The organism is Streptomyces sp. NPDC002669, assembly GCF_042889165.1.
Classification (GTDB): domain Bacteria; phylum Actinomycetota; class Actinomycetes; order Streptomycetales; family Streptomycetaceae; genus Streptomyces.
In genome coordinates this window covers 1-17,582 of the sequence record NZ_JBIAQQ010000015.1, presented here as the reverse complement: position 1 = coordinate 17,582, position 17,582 = coordinate 1, and the positions used below count along the sequence as shown (strand labels likewise).

The window sequence follows — 17,582 nt, the reverse complement described above, 5'->3', positions numbered from 1 at the left end:
TACTTCGCAGACTCCGGCCCAACGGTCGTAGGGGCTGCCCTGCCTGGTCGGCAGGGCGGCGTCCACGTGGGCGGGCGTCCTGAATTATTTTCTCCGCTCCCTCCGTCAGTTCCGCAAGGACTTCCCGAACCCCGCCGCCAACGGCATCCGCAGCCCCAGTGGCGGCGGGGCCGCGAGGGCGTCGGCGACCGGGCGGGCGTAGGGGCGGCCGAAGAGGGAGCCGCGGATGAAGTCGGTTGCCAGGGAAGAGACTTCGGAGCGGTGCTGGCGGAGGGAGTGACCGTCCGAGTGGACCTCGAAGCGGCAGGTGTCGCGGTTGGTCTTCTTGGCGCGTTCGGCCAGGCGGAAGGAGAGTTCGGGGTCGGTGCGGGCGTCGTTGGTGCCGTGTACGAGGAGGACCTGGCGGCCGAGCAGGTGCTTCACCGGTTCCGGGTGGTCGGTTTCGTCCTCCGGCAGCCAGGGGGCCATCGCGAGGACGGAGCTGACCGCCGGGTGGCCGCCCGCCCGGAGGGCCGCCCGGCCGCCCATGCCGTGGCCGGCCAGGCAGACGGGGACGTCGCCGTACCGTCGTACGACCTCGTCCGCCGCCCACTCGGCGTCCGCCGCGAGGTGGGCGGCCGTCGCGTTCCAGCCGCGGCAGCGGTACCGCACCACGTGCGTGACGAGCCCGTCCTCGCGGCCCGCGCGGGCCAGGGCGCGGGCCAGGGGGAGTTGGAGTGCGTAGGAGACGGGGGAGGGGCGGCGGTGCGAGTCGGCCTCGCCGTCCGGGAGCAGCAGAACCACGCCGCTGACCGCTGTTGGTGCTCCGGCCGTCCTTACGGCCCGTCCCAGCCTCGCAGCAGGCAGGGGGAGTGCGCGCTGTGCCATGGCAGAACAGTGTCAGAAGGGCGGGTGTACTCCACCCGTATTCGCGGTCACTGTTACGTATCGACAAGCGACATCTACGCGCGTAGGGGCTAGAGTGCGCAGATGATGAGCCCGACCCTTCATGTGCCCGGCCAGGATCAGATCCGGCGTGCCCCCAAGGTGCTTCTGCACGACCATCTCGACGGTGGTCTGCGCCCGGGAACGATCGTCGACCTCGCCCGCGCGAGCGGCTACGACGGACTTCCCGAGACCGAGCCCGACAAGCTCGGCATCTGGTTCCGCGAGGCGGCCGACTCCGGGTCGCTGGAGCGCTACCTGGAGACGTTCGCCCACACCTGCGCCGTCATGCAGACCCGTGAGGCGCTGTTCCGGGTGGCCGCCGAGTGCGCCGAGGACCTCGCCGCGGACGGCGTCGTCTACGCCGAGGTGCGGTACGCCCCCGAGCAGCACCTGGAGGCCGGGCTGAGCCTCGAAGAGGTCGTCGAGGCGGTCAACGAGGGCTTCCGCGAGGGCGAGCGCAGGGCCCGCGAGGACGGCAACCGCATCCGGATGGGCGCGCTCCTGACCGCGATGCGGCACGCCGCCCGCTCCCTGGAGATCGCCGAGCTCGCCAACCGCTACCGCGACCAGGGCGTCGTCGGCTTCGACATCGCGGGCGCGGAGGCGGGCTTCCCGCCCACCCGCCACCTCGACGCCTTCGAGTACCTCAAGCGCGAGAACAACCACTTCACCATCCACGCGGGCGAGGCGTTCGGCCTGCCGTCGATCTGGCAGGCCCTCCAGTGGTGCGGCGCGGACCGGCTCGGCCACGGCGTCCGCATCATCGACGACATCGAGGTCACCGACGACGGCGTGAAGCTCGGCCGTCTCGCCTCCTACGTACGGGACAAGCGCATCCCGCTGGAGCTGTGCCCGACCTCCAACCTCCAGACCGGCGCCGCCGCCTCGTACGCCGAGCACCCCATCGGGCTGCTGCGGAAGCTGCATTTCCGGGCCACCGTGAACACGGACAACCGGCTGATGAGCGGTACGACCATGAGCAATGAATTCGAGAAGTTGACCGAGACTTTCGGATACACGCTCGACGACATGCAGTGGTTCACCGTCAATGCAATGAAGTCGGCATTCATTCCTTTCGATGAACGTCTGGCGATGATCAACGAGGTGATCAAGCCCGGCTACGCCGAGCTGAAGTCCGAGTGGCTCTTCGAGCAGACCGCTGCGACCAGCGTTTCTTCCGCCTCCACCGACTGATCGGTGCCTTGACGACCGGCGGCCGGGACGATGATTTCCCGGCCGCCGGTCGTCTTTTTCCGCGTGTCGCCATGTTTGCGGGAAGGTACTGGGCTGGCTAATTTTCAGAGTCCACGTCCCTCTTCCCAAGGATGAATTTCACATGAAGCAGTCTGCTGCCAGGACTCTCGGCGTCGCCGCCCTCGGTGCCGCTTTCGCCGCTGCGGCCGCGGGCACCGCCTCCGCCGCCGTGCTGCCGGGCGGAGCCGCCGCCACCACCGTCCTGCCGGTCGCCGGCGCGGCGCTGGACACCGCGACCCGGACCCTGCCGGCCGAGGACGTCACCACCACGCTCCTCGGCAAGGGCCAGCAGAAGCTCGTCGACGGAGCCACCGGCACGGCGAAGGGCCTGCTCGGCGGCCTGCCCGCGGGCGGCGGCCTGAACGCCAACGGTCTGACGGCCAACGGCCTGTCGACCGCCGGGCTCGGCGGCTGACCTCGCGGCACGCACCGCATGCGCCTGTGGGCGGACACCCGGACCGGGTGTCCGCCCACAGGCGCATGCGTGTGTACGAGGGTCACCAGGCGGCGGCCGACGACGTCTTCTCGGACGGGAGGAGCAGCCACAGCGCCAGGTAGAGCAGGAACTGCGGCCCCGGCAGCAGGCAGGAGGCCAGGAAGATGATCCGCATGGTCCCCGCGGAGGTGCCGAAGCGCCGTGCCAGCGCTGCGCACACTCCGCCGATCATGCGTCCGTCCGTGGGGCGGGCAAGTGCGGCCATGGTGGGCTCCTTCGCGAACCGTTGCGGGGAGCAGCTCCGTCGTGCTCCCGATGCATCCATGGTGGCCCGACGAACAGGGGCAAAGCGTCGCTCTACGGGGCGACCCCGACCCTGGAAATCGTCGGGGTCGCCCCCTGAGCCGCCTCGTCCCTGGGTCGGGGCGGTACCCCGACCCGCTCCTGCTTCCGGCGCGGCACTCCGACCCGCTCCCGCTTCCGGCGCAGCCGCGCCCGGCACATGGGGACCACCAGCAGATGGGCGAACGCCACGCCGAGGGTGTTCAGGAGCAGCGAGTCGACATCGACGACCTGGCCGGGCACGCCGGTCTGTGCCAGCTCGATGCCCAGCGAGATCAGCGCGCCCGCGGCGACGGTGCGGGCCATCGAGGCCCACGGGGAGACGAACAGCCGGCCCCCGGCCATCGGCAGCAGCACGCCGAGCGGGGCGAGCAGCAGCAGTCCCTCGCCGATCCGGCGGGCGGCCTCGACGGGGCCGAGGGACAGGTCCGCTCTGATCCCGGCGAGGGGTTGCAGATTCGAGGCAGTCATCCAGGGCACGTCGAGCGGCCGCAGGGTCAGCCACCCGACGAACAGCAGATGCGCGAGGAGGAGAGATACCCCGGCCCCGCGGAAACGGATAACGGTTTGACCGTCCAAACCTTCCAGACCTTGACGCACGTCCCCCAAGACGCGTCGCACGGCAGGATCGGTTCCGCATAGCCGGAATCCGGTCCGGCACGGCCGGAGGCGCTCCGAGGCCGGCACGGGGAGGGGCCGGGGCCGGTTCGGGACGGTCCGGAAAGGTCCGGAAAGGTTCGGAGAGGTGTTCCGGGCGGGGCGGGGGACACGCCTTGCCGCAGCCCCGTGCCCGCCGCTCAGGCCCCGTCCCGCACCCGCCGCTCAGGCCCCCGTACCGCGTTCGCCGTCAGAGCCCCGTGCCCACGCCCAGGTTCGGTACCGCCTTGGGGCGGGTCTTCATCTCCGAGGTGCACAGGTACCCGCGCGGCTCGTACTCCCCGGGGCCGCCCAGCATCACCGTGCCGTCGGGGGCGAGCGACTTGCTCTCCGCGTACGTGCACACGATCTGGGCCAGCGCCTCGGACTGCAGGTCCTCCGGCTGCTTGGTCAGCCGCAGCGTGCCCGGCCGGTCGCCGGTGCGGGCCGGGCCCACCCGGAGGGTCTCCGGGACGGTCGTGGAGTACCCGGCCTTCCGCTCGGCGGCGGGCGGCTTCTGCCGTAGCTCGTCGAGGAGGTCGCGGGCGATGCGGATCGGGTCCTCCCCGGCCCCGTCGGCCGCCCGCACCGTACGGTCCACCGTGACCAGCTGCGAGGAGCAGACCAGATAGACCTGTACGGGGACGCCCCGCAGGTCCTGCGTCGCCACGTTCTTCGTGGTCGTCGTGCAGGGCACCTGGGACGGCGCGGCCCCGGCGTCCACCGGTACCGACGTGGTCCTGATCCCGCAGGCCGAGAGCAGCACGGCCCCGGCCACCGCGCCGGTCAGGGCCGCGGCCCGGCGGAGCGTCCGGCGGTTCTCGCTGTTCCTCATGCCTCGTCGCCCTCCTCGTCCCGGAGCCCGGCACCGTTCTCCCCGTCGGAACGGGTGAGCCGTTCGGCGTCCTGCGGCAGCCGCAGCACGAACACCGCGCCGTCGCCGTCCGGCGAGTTCGAGGCCGTGATGTCGCCGCCGTGGATGTGCGCGTTCTCCATGGCGATCGACAGGCCGAGGCCGCTGCCGTCGGAGCGCGGACGCGAGGCGCTGGCCTTGTAGAACCGGTCGAAGACGTGCGGCAGCACGTCCTCGGGGATGCCGGGGCCGTGGTCGCGGACCTCGATGACGAGTTCGTCGCCCTCGGTCCGCACCGCGACCCGCACCGGCGAACCGCCGTGCTTGAGCGCGTTGCCGATCAGGTTCGCCAGGATCACGTCGAGGCGGCGCGGGTCGAGGCGGACCATCATGCCGCGCTCGGCGTCCAGGTCCACCGCGTCCAGCCAGGCGCGGGCGTCGATGCAGGCGGTGACCTGGTCGGCGACGTCGACGGTGTCGAGGACCAGCCGGGCCGTGCCCGCGTCGAAGCGGGTGACCTCCATCAGGTTCTCCACCAGGTCGTTGAGGCGCCGGGTCTCGCTCACCACCAGGTGCACCGCGGGCGCGATCATCGGGTCGAGGCCGTCCGCCTCGTCCTCCAGCACCTCGGTGACGGCGGTCAGCGCGGTGAGCGGAGTGCGCAGTTCGTGCGACATGTCGGCGACGAACCGCCGGCTCGCCTCCTCCCGCGCGCTCATGTCCGCGACCCGTTTCTCCAGCGAACTCGCGGTCCTGTTGAACGTACGGGAGAGATCGGCCAGTTCGTCCGTGCCGGACACCACGAGGCGGGTGTCGAGCTTGCCCTCGCCGAGCTTGCGGGCGGCGTCGCCGAGCCGCTGCACGGGGCGCAGCACGGTCGTCGCCGCGGCCTGCGCGAGCAGCGCCGAACCCACCAGCGCGAGCCCGGTGGCGATCCCCAGCGACCAGGCGAGGGAGTTGAGGTCCTGCCGTTCCTGGTCGAGGGACTTCAGCATGTAACCGGTCGGGCCGCCACCGATGATTTTCGTGCCGCCCACCAGGTACGGGGTGCCCCGGATGCTGGTCCGCTGCCAGAACAGGTGGTACTCGTACTTGTTGCCGGACTCCAGCGACTGCTTCTTGTTCACCGCCTTCTGCAACGGCAGCGGCACGTTGTCGAGCGTGAAGGTGTCCAGGTCGGAGTTGCCGACGATCGGCTTGCCGGCGTCGCGCTCGTCGACCAGCAGCACGCTGTAGCCGGGCGAGCTGTTCGCCATCTGCGTGGCCGCGTTCTGCAGGTCGTCCTTGGTGGGGTGCAACGGCAGCGCGGCCGCCCGGTTCTGCATCTCCTGACGGAAGTCCCCGAGCGCGGCGTCCTGGGTACGGGTCAGCACGGCCTCGCGGTTCAGCCAGTACGCGATTCCCGAGGCGGAGACCGCGGCGGTCAGGGCGACCAGCCCGAACACGACGACGAGACGCAGGCGCAGACTGGTCCAGCGGAGCCCGGTCAGCAGGCGCCGCGCGGTGGCATCGCTCACTGCGGCGAGTCCAGCCGGTAGCCAACACCGCGGACGGTACGGATCAGGGTCGGCGAGGACGGCACGTCCTCCACCTTGGCACGCAGCCGCTGCACGCAGGCGTCCACCAGCCGGGAGTCACCGAGGTAGTCGTGCTCCCAGACCAGCCGCAGCAACTGCTGCCGGGACAGGGCCTGGCCCGGCCGACGGCTCAGCTCCAGCAGGAGCCGCAGCTCGGTCGGCGTGAGCTGGAGGTCCTCCCCGTTCTTGGTCACGGTCATCGCGGACCGGTCGATCACCACGTTCCCGAAGGACGCGGAGTCGGTGGACTCCCGTTCGCCGCGGCGCAGCACCGCGCGGATGCGGGCGTCGAGCACCCGGCCCTGCACGGGTTTCACCACGTAGTCGTCCGCACCGGACTCCAGCCCGACCACGACGTCGATGTCGTCGCTGCGCGCGGTCAGCAGGATGATCGGCAGCTGGTCGGTGCGCCGGATGCGCCGGCACACCTCGAAACCGTCGATGCCGGGCAGCATCACGTCCAGCACGATCAGATCCGGCCGCTGCTCGCGCAGCAGTTTCAGGCCGTCCTCTCCCGTCGCCGCGGTGGCCACACGGTGGCCCTGGCGTGACAGCGAGAGTTCGAGGGCCGTGCGGATGGCGTCGTCGTCCTCGATCAGCAACAGGAAAGGCACGCTGGTCATTCTGACCCATGGTGGAGCCCCAGTTCGACCGTTGCGGCCCACTCGTGCCTCCGGCGTACCCACGGCGCACCCCCGGCGCGGTGGTGAAGTCCCCTGTGACAGGGCTGTGACAGTCGGCGGACAGGGCCATGAAACTGCCCCGGCAAGCTCTTCGGCACAAGGAACGGACGGACTCCACCGATGGGGGGCGCGAGATGAACGCAACTCACAGCATCACCGCAAGCGCAGTTGTCACGCGTCTGCACGATGTCGGGCGGAGTGCCGAGAAGTCCGGTGCTTCGAGCGGGCGGGGGTGCGTTCGTGGCGCCGGGCGTCAGCACACGTCGTACATGACGGTGGTTGACGCGCCTGTGGGGGGCAACGGGGGGAACAACGGGGGCAACGCGTACGGGGAGGGCACGGGGGAGCGGAAGGTCCCGGCACAGGCCGAGAACGCCGAAGCGGCGTTCACCGCCTACGTCCGGGAGCGCCGCGCCTCCCTGTACGCGACCGCCTACCACCTGACCGGTGACCGGTTCGAGGCCGAGGACCTGCTGCAGAGCGCCCTGTTCTCGACGTACCGGGCGTGGGACCGGATCAGCGACAAGGCGGCGGTGGGCGGCTATCTGCGCCGCACCATGACGAACCTGCACATCAGCGCCTGGCGCAGGCGCAAGCTCAACGAGTACCCGACCGAGGAGCTGCCGGAGACGGCGGGCGACACGGACGCGATGCGCGGCACGGAACTGCGCGCCGTGCTCTGGCAGGCGCTGGCGCGGCTGCCCGAACTCCAGCGCACGATGCTGGTCCTGCGTTACTACGAGGGCCGCACCGACCCGGAGATCGCGTCCATCCTCGACATCAGTGTCGGCACGGTGAAGTCCAGCATCTGGCGGTCGCTCCGCCGGCTGCGCGAGGACGAGGTCCTCAGCTTCGGCCGTGACCAGGAGGAGTCCTTCGGCGAGCTGGTGGCCTGAGGCAGGGGGGAAACCACGGGGGCCCGAGGGGGGACCACGGGGGCGCCGCTTCGGGGGAGGCGGCGCAGTACGGGGAAAAGTCGCGGGGTCGGACGGGCCGGGGGGTCCTGTCCGGCCCCGTCGGCATGTGACGGGGGGTTTCCGCACGGGCCGGACGCCCCACGAGAACCGGGGCCGGGGCGTCGGGTCCGTGCGGAACCGGTGTCAGGCCGTCTCGCGCGAGACCGGCGCGCGGCGGCACCGTCCCGCCGCGGCGGCGGCCAGCCGGCCCAGTGCCTCCTCCTTGCCGCACGGATACGCGCCCAGGGCCGTCTGCCGGGCCACGATCCGGCGCTCGGCCCGCATCAGCCGCCAGCCGCGGCGCAGCAGGAACGGCACCGACTTGCGGCCCTCGCGCAGGTCCCGCAGCAGCCGGCGGCGGAACGTCGTCGTCGGACGGCCGCGCAGGCACAGCGCGTCGGCGAGCACGCCCAGTTCCTGGCACCGTTCGACTATGTCGGCGGCGAAGATCCCCTCGGCCACGAACAGCGGCGTGCGCTCGATGTGCAGGGTCTCCCGGTCGATCCGCGAACTCGTGGCGATGTCGTAGACCGGGACGTCCGTGCGCCCCGTGCGGCACAGCTCGACGATCGCGGCCACCGCCCCGTCCGCGTCCCAGGACTGTGCGGAGTCCCAGTCGATGTCCGTGCTGCCCGCGACGAGCGGCAGCGTGGGGTCGTCGCCCTCCTTGTAGAAGTCGTCCAGGCGCAGCACCGGCAGGTCGGTGCGGGCGGCGAGGGAGGACTTGCCGGAGCCGGAGGGGCCCGCGAGGAGCACCACGCGGGTCGGGATCGGTTGGGAATTCACAGGACACGAGTGTGAGGCATGCACCCGCGCAGGGGATCCCCCGGTACCCGTGTTGGTATCCAGCATCACATCTCAACTACTCTACGCACTCAGATGATTACTCGATCGTCTCGATCAGGTGGGAAACACATGGCACGTCATGCACTTTCCAAGTCCCCGCGCCGCGCCCTGCTGAGGGCGGGCCTGACCATCACCGCGGTGGGCGCCGCGCTCGGTGCGGGGGGTGCGGCGGCCCAGGCGGCACCGGCCCCCGCACCGGCCGCCGGCGCGCAGGACACCGGCCTCGGCACGGACGTCGACGCGGCGACGGGCGCGGTGACCGGGGCGCTCGGGACGTCCCTGAAGCACGGCATCGCCCCCGTCACGCACCTGCAGCTCGACCCGCTGGCCAAGACGGGCACGGATCCGCTGAACAACGGCGTGGAGACCCAGGTCGCCGACTTCAAGCCGCTCTCCACGACCGTCCTGACCGACCCGCTGACCAGCGGCGGCGCGCTGAAGGACCTGCCCGTGGTGGGGCCGGTGGCCCAGGCGCTGCACGGCGGTTGAGACGACGGCGGCCCGCCCTCCGGGGCTCCCGGAGGGCGGGCCGCCGCCCGGCCGCACGGGCCGACCCGCGGCGAGGGGGAACGCACGGGCCGGCCGGCGGCGCGGGGAGGAGCGGTCGGTGACCCGGAGGCCGCCCGACGGCTCTCAGTACGAGGAGCCCGAGGCGCCCAGTGCGCCCGTCGGGTGCCAGACCGTCTTCGTCTCCAGGAAGGCCGTCAGGCGGTGGATGCCGGGGTCGGCCGTCCAGTCCGCGGTGCCGTCGCCGTCGGTGTCCTGCGGGCGCAGGACGCGCTTCAGGTTGTCCGCCGCCGCGATCTCCAGCTCCTTCGCGAGCCCGGCGTCCGCGCCCGTGAGGTCGATGGCGTTGACGTCCTGGTGGGACGCGAGCGGGGTCGCGATCTCCGCCGTCCGGCCGGACAGGACGTTGACCACGCCGCCCGGCAGGTCGGAGGTGGCGAGCACCTCGCCCAGGGAGAGCGCGGGCAGCGGGCGGTCCGCCGAGGCGACGACGACCGCGGTGTTGCCGGTCGCGATCACCGGGGCGATCACCGAGACCAGGCCCAGGAACGACGAGTCCCGGGGGGCCAGGACCGCGACCACTCCGGTCGGTTCGGGCGTGGACAGGTTGAAGAACGGGCCCGCGACCGGGTTCGCCCCGCCCACGACCTGGCCGATCTTGTCGGTCCAGCCGGCGTACCAGACCCAGCGGTCGACCGCCGCGTCCACGACGGCCGCCGCCTTGGACTTCGACAGGCCCTCGGCCTCCGCGACCTCCCGCACGAACTGGTCCCTGCGGCCCTCCAGCATCTCCGCGACGCGGTAGAGGACCTGGCCGCGGTTGTACGCCGTCGCGCCCGACCAGCCGCCGAACGCCTTGCGGGCGGCCACGACCGCGTCGCGCGCGTCCTTGCGGGAGGACTGCGGGGCGTTCGCCAGCCACCTGCCCTTGGAGTCGGTCACCTCGTACACCCGGCCGCTCTCGGAACGGGGGAACTTGCCCCCGACGTACAGCTTGTAGGTCTTGAAGACGCTCAGACGGTTATCGGACATCGAGGTACGCCTCCAGGCCGTGACGACCGCCCTCGCGGCCGAAGCCCGACTCCTTGTAGCCGCCGAAGGGCGAGGTCGGGTCGAACTTGTTGAACGTGTTGGCCCAGACGACGCCCGCCCGGAGCTTGTTCGCCACCGCGAGGATGCGGGAGCCCTTCTCCGTCCAGATGCCGGCCGAGAGGCCGTACTGGCTGTTGTTGGCCTTGGCGACCGCCTCGTCGGGGGTGCGGAAGGACAGCACCGACAGCACCGGGCCGAAGATCTCGTCGCGCGCGATGGTGTGCGCCTGGGTGACGTTGGTGAACAGCGTCGGGGCGAACCAGTAGCCTGCGGCGGGCAGTTCGCAGGGCGCGGACCAGCGTTCGGCGCCCTCCGCCTCGCCCGTCTCGGCGAGCGCGGTGATCCGGGCCAGCTGCTCCGCGGAGTTGATCGCGCCGATGTCGGTGTTCTTGTCCAGCGGGTCGCCGAGCCGGAGCGTGGACAGCCGGCGCTTCAGGGCGTCCAGCAGCTCGTCCTGGATCGACTCCTGCACGAGCAGGCGCGAACCGGCGCAGCAGACCTGGCCCTGGTTGAAGAAGATGCCGGTGACGATGCCCTCGACGGCCTGGTCGATCGGGGCGTCGTCGAAGACGATGTTGGCGCCCTTGCCGCCCAGTTCGAGGGTGACCCGCTTGTCGGTGCCGGCGACCTGGCGGGCGATGGCCTTGCCGACCGCGGTCGAACCGGTGAACGCGACCTTGTGCACGTCCTCGTGCGCGACCAGGGCGGCGCCCGCGTCCCCGTAACCGGGGAGGATGTTCACGACGCCCTTGGGCAGGCCCGCCTGGCGGCAGATGTCCGCGAAGAACAGCGCGGACAGCGGGGTCGTCTCGGCGGGCTTGAGGACCACCGTGTTGCCGGTGGCGAGCGCCGGGGCGATCTTCCAGGCCAGCATCAGCAGCGGGAAGTTCCACGGGATGACCTGGCCCGCGACGCCGAGCGGGCGGGGGTCCGCGCCGAAACCGGCGTGGTCCAGCTTGTCGGCCCAGCCCGCGTAGTAGAAGAAGTGCGCCGCGACCAGGGGGAGGTCCGCGTCGCGGGTCTCCTTGATCGGCTTGCCGTTGTCGAGGGTCTCCAGGACGGCCAGCTCGCGGCTGCGCTCCTGGATGATCCGGGCGATCCGGAAGAGGTACTTGGCGCGCTCGGAGCCGGGCAGCGCCGACCACTTCTCGAACGCCTTGCGGGCCGCCTTCACCGCCCGGTCCACGTCGGCCGCCCCGGCCCGCGCGACCTCGGAGAGCACCTCCTCGCTGCTCGGCGAGACGGTCTTGAAGACCTTGCCGTCGGCCGCGTCGGTGAACTCGCCGTCGATGAACAGGCCGTACGAGGGCGCGATGTCGACGACCGAGCGCGACTCGGGCGCGGGCGCGTATGTGAATGCAGATGCCATGGGGATCAGTCCACCGTCACGTAATCGGGGCCGGAGTAGCGGCCGGTGCTGAGCTTCTGACGCTGCATCAGCAGGTCGTTCAGCAGGCTGGAGGCGCCGAACCGGAACCAGTGGTTGTCCAGCCAGTCCTCGCCCGCGGTCTCGTTCACCAGCACCAGGAACTTGATCGCGTCCTTGGAGGTGCGGATGCCGCCGGCCGGCTTCACGCCGATCTGCACGCCGGTCTGCGCCCGGAAGTCGCGCACCGCCTCCAGCATCAGCAGGGTGTTCGCGGGCGTGGCGTTGGTGGAGACCTTGCCGGTCGACGTCTTGATGAAGTCGGCGCCGCCCAGCATGCCGAGCCAGGAGGCGCGGCGGATGTTGTCGTACGTGGACAGCTCACCCGTCTCGAAGATCACCTTCAGGCGGGCGTCGGGGCCGTCGGGCCGCGCGCACTCGGCCTTCACGGCGAGGATCTCCTCGTAGACCTTCAGATAGCGGCCGGAGAGGAAGGCGCCCCGGTCGATCACCATGTCGATCTCGTCGGCCCCGGCGGCCACGGCGTCGCGGACGTCCGCGAGCTTCACGTCGAGCGCGGCGCGCCCGGCGGGGAAGGCCGTCGCCACGGAGGCCACCTTCACGTCGGAACCGGCCAGCGCGGCGACGGCGGTGGGCACCATGTCGGGGTAGACGCAGAGCGCCGCGGTGCGCGGGGTCGTGCGGTCGGTCGGGTCGGGATTGAGGGCCTTGGCGGCGAGGGCCCGGACCTTGCCCGGGGTGTCCGCGCCTTCCAGGGTCGTCAGGTCGATCATCGAGATGGCCAGGTCGATGGCGTACGCCTTGGCCGTGGTCTTGATCGAACGGGTTCCGAGGGACGCGGCACGCGCTTCGAGGCCGACGGCGTCGACGCCGGGCAGCCCGTGCAGGAAGCGGCGCAGCGCACTGTCGGACGCGGTCGCGTCGGCGAATGCTGGAGCTGTGGTGGGCATGGTCACCAGGGGAGCATATCTACGCGCGTAGCGACCTGTACAGGGGCCCGGTCCTCCGGGGAGGGCGCCGGGCACGGGGCGAGGCGCGGGCCGGCGGGTGCGCGGTACGGGACGGCCGCCCCGGCGCCGCTCGGGGCCGTCAGGCAGAATCGGGCCCATGACGAGCCCCACACCGCCCGCCGAGCCGGTCTACGCCGACCGGACCTTCCGCTCGCCCGCCGGGATGGTCGGGGGCGTCCTGCTGCTCCTGCTCATCTGCTGGATCGGCGGGGACGCCCTGCTGCGGGGAAGCGGCCGGGTGCCGTGGCTGGCGCTGGCGGGGGCGCTGACGGCGGTGCCGCTGATCGTCGCGTTCACGCTGCGGCCCGTGGTGTTCGCCAACGAGCAGCGCATCCGCATCCGCAACCCCTTCCGGACGATCACCATGCCGTGGACCGAGGTCGCGGACCTGCGGGCCGGGTATTCGAGCGAGCTGTTCACCGAGGGCGGCGCCAAGTACCAGCTGTGGTCGGTGCCGGTGTCGCTGCGGCAGCGGAAGAAGGCGGCCCGGCAGCAGTCCCGGCGCTCGCTGGACGACCCGTACGACCGTACGTCCGTGACCGCCGACATCCGCGACACCAAGGCCCGGACGGCGACGGCCGACCAGACCATGGCGGACCTGCGGGAACTGGCGGAGCGCGCGAAGGCGGGCGCGAAGTCCACGAAGGCGGGCGCGAAGTCCGCGGCCTCCGCCGCTTCGGCGGCGGGCGCGGAGTCGGCCGTGTCGGTGCGCTGGGCGTACGAGGTGATCGTGCCGGCGGTGGTGGGTGCCGTGCTGCTGACGGTTCTCCTCGCGACCGGCTGAGGCGGGACCCGGACCCGGTCGGGGCCGTCGACGCGATCACGCGTCGGCGGCCCCGACGGCGTTCTTGGCGGTGTACTGGCGGCACTCCCCGGTGAAGACGGTGGCCAGCTCGGCGGCGATCAGTGACGCGCACAGCTCGGCCGCGGGCACGCCGTTCACCCCGGCGGGGTCGCGGTAGACCTGCATGGCCAGCCCCTCCGTCACGGCGGTGAGACGGACGGCCGCGAGCCACGGGTCCAGCTCCTCCTCGACCTCGCCGCACTCCTTGCCGTTGCGCACGGCCCGGGCGATGTCCTCGCGCAGCCGCCGGGCGGTCTCGACGTCGACCGCGGCGAGGGCCGGGTTGTCCAGCGCGCGACCGGCGAACGCCCGGGTGACCCGGAACTCGGTGCGGCGCGTCTCGTCCAGCGGGACGAACTCGGTCATCGCCTCGGCCAGCACCTGCGAGATGGGCCGGCGGTGCTCGATCCCGGCCCGGATGCGCTCGTCGGCCCGCCGCCGGATGGCCGCGCCCACCTCGCCGAACGCGTGGAGCAGCATCTCGTCCTTGGTGCGGAAGTAGTGCTGCACCAGCCCGACCGACATCCCGGCCTCCGCTGCGGTCCGGGCGACGGTGACGGCGTCCAGTCCGCGATCCGCGATCAGTGCGCAGACGGCGACGGCGATCTGGCGGCGGCGTTCCTCGTGGTCGGAAGTTCTCGGCACTTGATAACCGTATCACCGTACGGTAAAAACCGTATCGCCATATGGTTATCCAGCCCGCCACCCGGCGGGACGACGGGGGAACCCCATGCGCTTTTCCTCACGGCGGGCCGCCGCGCCCACGGCCGCCACGCTGTTCTGCCTGCTCTTCCTGCTCCTGTGCGTACCGGCCGCCCCGGCCGGTGCCGCGCCCGCGGGCCCCGCGGCGCCGGTCGGGGCCGAGCGCCTCGCCGCGATCGACTCCTACGTCCAAGGCCGGATGAGGACCACCGGGGCCCCCGGGCTCGCCTACGCGGTGGTCGGCCCCGACGGGCCGGTCCACCAGAGGGTCTGGGGGAGCGACGGGCGGGGCGATCCGGTCACGGCCGACACCCCGTTCCTGTGGGGCTCGGTCGCCAAGCCGGTGACCGCGACCGCCGTGCTGACGCTCGTCCGGGACGGCCGGCTCCGCCTCGACGACCGGGTCGTCGACCACCTGCCGGACTTCCGGTTCGGCGGCCCGGGGCACGCTCCCCGGGTCACGGTCCGCCACCTGCTCGCCCAGACCGCGGGGCTGCCCGAGTCGGCCACCTTCGCGGTCACCGACTGCTTCGACGCCGACTGCCCGCGCCCGGCGGAGCGCGTCGGCGCGCTGGACGACGTACGACCGCTCGGCCCGCCCGGCACCGAGTACGCCTACACCAGCGCCAATTACCTGGTGCTCGCCGCCGTGGTCGAGTCCGTCACCGGCCGCCCCTTCGCCGAACACCTCCGGCGGTCCGTGCTCGGCCCGGCGGGCATGGACGGGGCCATCGCCGACCGGGCCTCGGCGCGGAGGCGGAACCTGGCGCCGGGCCACCAGTACCTGTGGGGCCGGCCGGCCGCGATCGCCGACGGCGTGGACGACGGCGGCGCGGCCTACGGCTACCTGGGCGGCGACCTGAACGACCTCGCCGCCTTCGCCTCGCTCCAGCTCCGGCAGGGCAGGACCGCCGACGGCCGCACCGTGCTCACCCCCGGGTCCGTACGGCTGATGCGTGAGGAGGGCCGGACCGCCGACGGCGCGGGCACGGGGTACGGGCTCGGCTGGCGGGTCGGCGGGCTCGACGGCCCGCTCGACGACGCCCTCTGGCACACGGGCGGCACCCCCGGCTACTCCGCGATGATGTTCCTGCTGCCGGAGCGGAACCTCGCCCTCGTCCTCGAACAGAACCTGTACGGGCTCCTCCAGGACGAGGCGGTCATGGAGGTCGGCTTCGGCGCCGCCCGCATCCTCGCCGACGGCCGGGCGCCGACGGGCGGTCCTTCCCAGGCCCTCTACCACTGGGCGGTGTGGGGGACCGCCGTGCCGGCCGCGGCCCTGGTCCTCGCGGCCGGACGCTCGGCCCTGCTTCTCCGGCGCCCGGCCTCCGCGTCGCGCCGCACCGTCCCGACCGTGCTCTGGTGCCTCGCGGGCGGGGCGCCCCTGATCGCCCTGGCCCTGGTCGCGGACCGGGTGGGCCCGGGGCAGCTCGCGAACTGGGCGCCCGACGTCGCCGTCTCCCTCTGGACCGCGGTGGCCGCCGGAGCCGTGACCGCGCTCCTCAGAATCGCTCTCGCGGTGCGCGGCGCCCGCGGCCGGGGGACGAGGCCGGGACCGGAGCCGGTTCCGGCGGGCGCGGGCCGGTCCGCCGTCCCGCGCGCGGGCGGCGCAGGGGACGGGAGGGCGTGGTCAGGACGCCGAGACAGGCGATGACGAGCGCGATCCCGACCCAGCCGAGCGCGGGCAGGCGCTCGCCCACGACCAGGACCGCGAGCACGGCGGCCACGGCCGGCTCCAGCAGGGACAGGGTCGTCGCGGTGCTGACCGGGATGCGGGACAGGCCGAAGCCGAACAGGACGTATCCGGTGAACATCGGCACCAGCGCCATGTAGAGGCCGACGCCCGCGTTCGTCCAGGAGGCGAGCAGCGGTGCGCCGGTGACCAGCAGGACCGGTACGAGCATCAGCCCGCCCAGCCCGAACACCGCGCCCATGGCCGCGCGCGAGGCGATGCCGCGCACGATGAGGCGGTGCGCCGCCCACGCGTACACGGCGTACGTCGCGCCCGCGGCCAGCCCGAGCGCCACTCCGGCGACGGTCCGTCCTGCGGAGCCCGTACCGCTTCCCGCGTCGGCCCGCGCGGCCTCGGCCGCGCACAGCAGCACGGTGCCGGTCAGGCCCAGCGCGGCACCGGCCGTCCAGCGCCGGGACAGGCTCTGCCGGTCGACGACCCGTTCCAGCAGGGCGGCCGCCGGCGGGGCCGACCCGATGGAGACGACCGTCCCCACCGCGACCCCGGCCAGCCGCATCGAGGTGTAGAACGCCAGCGGGTACAGGGCCACGCCCGCCCCTCCGAGGAGCACCGTCCGCCACCGCGCCGCCAGCGCCGCGCGGTTCCGCACGATGCGGCGCCCGGCCAGCAGTGCCTGGAGCAGTCCGCCCGCGCCCATCGCCGCCGCGCCGATCGCCAGCGGCCCCACCTGCGGCGCCAGGGTCGCGGCGGTCCCCGTGGTGCCCCAGAGCACCGAGGCGAGCAGCACGGCGAGCACGCCCGCGCCCGCTCCGGCGGCGGACCGGCCCGCCGGCCGGGTCACAGCCCGTCCACCAGGGACTCCGCCATGACGCGGGCGCGCCGCATACGGGTGCCGTCGCCCTCCAGGCCCGCCCGCACGATGGCTCCTTCGAGGAGGAACGCCAGGTGCTCCGCCGTGTCCCGGACCTTCTCGTCGAGCGCTTCCCCGTTCCGCGCTTCCCCGTCCCCGGCCTTCTCGGCCCGCTCGGACAGCAGCTCCCGGAGGTGGGTGACGAGCAGGCCCTCGACCTCCTCCTTGTGCCGGCGCACCACGGCCCGGCCCTCGTGCCCGGTGGGCAGCTCGGCGGCGGCGTTGAGCAGGCCGCAGCCGCGGAAACCGTGCTCGTAGGCGAGGCCGGCGTGGTCGGCGTAGGCGTCGAAGACGGCCAGCACGGCGTCCCGGGGGGTCCCGGCGCCGTCCAGCCGCCGCCGGTAGAGGCCGAGCCACTCCTCGTGCCGGGCCCCGAGGTAGGCGGTGACGAGGACGGCCTTGGAGTCGAAGTTGTTGTAGAGGCTCATCTTCGCCACACCGGCCTCGGCGGTGATCGTGTCGATCCCCGTCGCCGCGACGCCGTCGGCGTAGAACCGGCGCGCGGCGGCTTCGAGGATGCGCCCCCGCGCGGGCCCCTGGCGTCGCTTCACCGGCCGCTTCCCGGTGGCCCCGGCCTCGGTCATGGCTGCCCCTCTCCTTGATTGGGTAGACCAGTCTACCTAATCATGTGGGCATGCGCTTTCCGGGGCGGCGGGAAAGGAGGGGCCTGGTTCCGGAGGGGGTGGACCGTGCGCGCCGGATGCCGGCCGGTCGTCATGCCGGACGGCATCCGCCGCGCACGGTCCAGGGTCTTTCGTTTGGATCATGCCGGGCTCGCGTGCCCCGGCGCTTCCCCAAGCTCTCGGCTGCGCTCGAGCAGGGGAGACCCCATCGCTCGCGGCGTTGTCGTCGGTCGCCATGGCTCCGCCATGTCTCCCTCCTCCGCCTTGCGATCGCACGCACCGGACCCCGCTCACTGATCCGGCC

Annotated in this window: 18 protein-coding genes and 1 pseudogene; 6 read left to right on the top strand and 13 right to left on the bottom strand. The window is 72.6% G+C overall.

The window, feature by feature from the left end; all coding sequences use genetic code 11:
- Positions 1-105 precede the first annotated feature (105 nt).
- Positions 106-867 (bottom strand): alpha/beta hydrolase, encoded by a 762-nt coding sequence (locus ACFYW1_RS22185; protein WP_388995671.1) that lies wholly within the window; start codon positions 865-867, stop codon positions 106-108.
- A 102-nt stretch (positions 868-969) separates the two neighbouring features.
- Between ACFYW1_RS22185 and ACFYW1_RS22180 the strand changes: the two genes are divergently transcribed.
- Positions 970-2,121: an adenosine deaminase gene (locus ACFYW1_RS22180; protein ID WP_148838853.1), complete on the top strand. Its 1,152-nt coding sequence runs from the start codon at positions 970-972 to the stop codon at positions 2,119-2,121.
- A 142-nt stretch (positions 2,122-2,263) separates the two neighbouring features.
- Positions 2,264-2,596 carry a hypothetical protein gene (locus ACFYW1_RS22175; RefSeq protein WP_388995668.1) on the top strand — a complete coding sequence of 111 codons (333 nt, stop codon included), beginning with the start codon at positions 2,264-2,266 and terminating at the stop codon, positions 2,594-2,596.
- A gap of 82 nt (positions 2,597-2,678) precedes the next feature.
- Here the strand turns inward: ACFYW1_RS22175 and ACFYW1_RS22170 are convergent, their stop codons facing one another.
- From ACFYW1_RS22170 to afsQ1, 5 genes are all read right to left on the bottom strand, one after another.
- A complete protein-coding gene (locus tag ACFYW1_RS22170; protein ID WP_148838855.1) occupies positions 2,679-2,882 on the bottom strand; it encodes a PspC domain-containing protein in 204 nt (67 codons plus the stop codon).
- 92 nt (positions 2,883-2,974) lie between these two features.
- Entirely contained in the window at positions 2,975-3,547 is a 573-nt protein-coding gene (locus ACFYW1_RS22165) for a VanZ family protein (RefSeq protein WP_388996096.1), read from the bottom strand.
- A gap of 259 nt (positions 3,548-3,806) precedes the next feature.
- Positions 3,807-4,430: a hypothetical protein gene (locus ACFYW1_RS22160; RefSeq protein WP_388995665.1), complete on the bottom strand. Its 624-nt coding sequence runs from the start codon at positions 4,428-4,430 to the stop codon at positions 3,807-3,809.
- Positions 4,427-5,965 (bottom strand): ATP-binding protein, encoded by a 1,539-nt coding sequence (locus ACFYW1_RS22155; protein WP_388995661.1) that lies wholly within the window; start codon positions 5,963-5,965, stop codon positions 4,427-4,429. The genes ACFYW1_RS22160 and ACFYW1_RS22155 overlap by 4 nt, the downstream gene beginning before the upstream one ends.
- On the bottom strand, positions 5,962-6,639 hold the full coding sequence (gene afsQ1, locus ACFYW1_RS22150) for a two-component system response regulator AfsQ1 (protein WP_176729344.1): 678 nt from the start codon (positions 6,637-6,639) through the stop codon (positions 5,962-5,964). The genes ACFYW1_RS22155 and afsQ1 overlap by 4 nt, the downstream gene beginning before the upstream one ends.
- A 203-nt stretch (positions 6,640-6,842) precedes the next feature.
- Here afsQ1 and ACFYW1_RS22145 point away from each other — a divergent pair, with 203 nt between their 5' ends.
- The gene (locus tag ACFYW1_RS22145; protein ID WP_388995657.1) at positions 6,843-7,604 is read left to right on the top strand and encodes a SigE family RNA polymerase sigma factor; all 762 of its coding nucleotides are present in this window, start codon (positions 6,843-6,845) and stop codon (positions 7,602-7,604) included.
- A 204-nt stretch (positions 7,605-7,808) separates the two neighbouring features.
- Here the strand turns inward: ACFYW1_RS22145 and ACFYW1_RS22140 are convergent, their stop codons facing one another.
- Positions 7,809-8,516 carry a uridine kinase gene (locus ACFYW1_RS22140; protein WP_388995654.1) on the bottom strand — a complete coding sequence of 236 codons (708 nt, stop codon included), beginning with the start codon at positions 8,514-8,516 and terminating at the stop codon, positions 7,809-7,811.
- 63 nt (positions 8,517-8,579) lie between these two features.
- Between ACFYW1_RS22140 and ACFYW1_RS22135 the strand changes: the two genes are divergently transcribed.
- Positions 8,580-8,999: a hypothetical protein gene (locus ACFYW1_RS22135; protein WP_388995651.1), complete on the top strand. Its 420-nt coding sequence runs from the start codon at positions 8,580-8,582 to the stop codon at positions 8,997-8,999.
- 144 nt (positions 9,000-9,143) lie between these two features.
- Here the strand turns inward: ACFYW1_RS22135 and ACFYW1_RS22130 are convergent, their stop codons facing one another.
- Genes ACFYW1_RS22130 through deoC form a run of 3 tightly spaced genes read right to left on the bottom strand, consistent with a single transcriptional unit; the run spans position 9,144 to position 12,446 of the window.
- Positions 9,144-10,049, bottom strand: a complete 906-nt coding sequence (locus ACFYW1_RS22130; protein WP_388995648.1) for an aldehyde dehydrogenase family protein — start codon at positions 10,047-10,049, stop codon at positions 9,144-9,146.
- Positions 10,039-11,478 carry an aldehyde dehydrogenase family protein gene (locus ACFYW1_RS22125; RefSeq protein WP_388995645.1) on the bottom strand — a complete coding sequence of 480 codons (1,440 nt, stop codon included), beginning with the start codon at positions 11,476-11,478 and terminating at the stop codon, positions 10,039-10,041. The genes ACFYW1_RS22130 and ACFYW1_RS22125 overlap by 11 nt, the downstream gene beginning before the upstream one ends.
- A 5-nt stretch (positions 11,479-11,483) precedes the next feature.
- On the bottom strand, positions 11,484-12,446 hold the full coding sequence (gene deoC / locus ACFYW1_RS22120; protein ID WP_388996091.1) for a deoxyribose-phosphate aldolase: 963 nt from the start codon (positions 12,444-12,446) through the stop codon (positions 11,484-11,486).
- Positions 12,447-12,603: 157 nt separating this feature from the next.
- Here deoC and ACFYW1_RS22115 point away from each other — a divergent pair, with 157 nt between their 5' ends.
- Entirely contained in the window at positions 12,604-13,290 is a 687-nt protein-coding gene (locus ACFYW1_RS22115; RefSeq protein ID WP_388995642.1) for a PH domain-containing protein, read from the top strand.
- 36 nt (positions 13,291-13,326) lie between these two features.
- Here ACFYW1_RS22115 and ACFYW1_RS22110 read toward each other — a convergent pair whose 3' ends face one another.
- A complete protein-coding gene (locus ACFYW1_RS22110) occupies positions 13,327-13,995 on the bottom strand; it encodes a TetR/AcrR family transcriptional regulator (protein ID WP_388995639.1) in 669 nt (222 codons plus the stop codon).
- Between the two features lie 85 nt (positions 13,996-14,080).
- Here ACFYW1_RS22110 and ACFYW1_RS22105 point away from each other — a divergent pair.
- Positions 14,081-15,172 (top strand): annotated as a pseudogene (locus tag ACFYW1_RS22105) (serine hydrolase domain-containing protein); the annotation flags it as partial.
- 382 nt (positions 15,173-15,554) lie between these two features.
- Here the strand turns inward: ACFYW1_RS22105 and ACFYW1_RS22100 are convergent.
- Together ACFYW1_RS22100 and ACFYW1_RS22095 are read right to left on the bottom strand one after the other, a co-directional pair.
- Positions 15,555-16,586, bottom strand: a complete 1,032-nt coding sequence (locus ACFYW1_RS22100; protein WP_388995636.1) for a DMT family transporter — start codon at positions 16,584-16,586, stop codon at positions 15,555-15,557.
- Positions 16,583-17,239 carry a TetR/AcrR family transcriptional regulator gene (locus tag ACFYW1_RS22095; RefSeq protein WP_388995632.1) on the bottom strand — a complete coding sequence of 219 codons (657 nt, stop codon included), beginning with the start codon at positions 17,237-17,239 and terminating at the stop codon, positions 16,583-16,585. Before ACFYW1_RS22095 ends, ACFYW1_RS22100 begins: the two co-directional genes overlap by 4 nt.
- Positions 17,240-17,582 lie beyond the last annotated feature (343 nt).

What these genes read in the sequence shown, in the direction of transcription:
- ACFYW1_RS22185 (WP_388995671.1), bottom strand. Translation starts at nt 867, where the DNA reads ATGGCACAGCGCGCACTCCCCCTGCCTGCTGCGAGGCTGGGACGGGCC.
- ACFYW1_RS22180 (WP_148838853.1), top strand. Translation starts at nt 970, where the DNA reads ATGATGAGCCCGACCCTTCATGTGCCCGGCCAGGATCAGATCCGGCGT.
- ACFYW1_RS22175 (WP_388995668.1), top strand. Translation starts at nt 2,264, where the DNA reads ATGAAGCAGTCTGCTGCCAGGACTCTCGGCGTCGCCGCCCTCGGTGCC.
- ACFYW1_RS22170 (WP_148838855.1), bottom strand. Translation starts at nt 2,882, where the DNA reads ATGGCCGCACTTGCCCGCCCCACGGACGGACGCATGATCGGCGGAGTG.
- ACFYW1_RS22160 (WP_388995665.1), bottom strand. Translation starts at nt 4,430, where the DNA reads ATGAGGAACAGCGAGAACCGCCGGACGCTCCGCCGGGCCGCGGCCCTG.
- ACFYW1_RS22145 (WP_388995657.1), top strand. Translation starts at nt 6,843, where the DNA reads ATGAACGCAACTCACAGCATCACCGCAAGCGCAGTTGTCACGCGTCTG.
- ACFYW1_RS22140 (WP_388995654.1), bottom strand. Translation starts at nt 8,516, where the DNA reads ATGCTGGATACCAACACGGGTACCGGGGGATCCCCTGCGCGGGTGCAT.
- ACFYW1_RS22135 (WP_388995651.1), top strand. Translation starts at nt 8,580, where the DNA reads ATGGCACGTCATGCACTTTCCAAGTCCCCGCGCCGCGCCCTGCTGAGG.
- ACFYW1_RS22130 (WP_388995648.1), bottom strand. Translation starts at nt 10,049, where the DNA reads ATGTCCGATAACCGTCTGAGCGTCTTCAAGACCTACAAGCTGTACGTC.
- ACFYW1_RS22125 (WP_388995645.1), bottom strand. Translation starts at nt 11,478, where the DNA reads ATGGCATCTGCATTCACATACGCGCCCGCGCCCGAGTCGCGCTCGGTC.
- deoC (WP_388996091.1), bottom strand. Translation starts at nt 12,446, where the DNA reads ATGCCCACCACAGCTCCAGCATTCGCCGACGCGACCGCGTCCGACAGT.
- ACFYW1_RS22115 (WP_388995642.1), top strand. Translation starts at nt 12,604, where the DNA reads ATGACGAGCCCCACACCGCCCGCCGAGCCGGTCTACGCCGACCGGACC.
- ACFYW1_RS22095 (WP_388995632.1), bottom strand. Translation starts at nt 17,239, where the DNA reads ATGACCGAGGCCGGGGCCACCGGGAAGCGGCCGGTGAAGCGACGCCAG.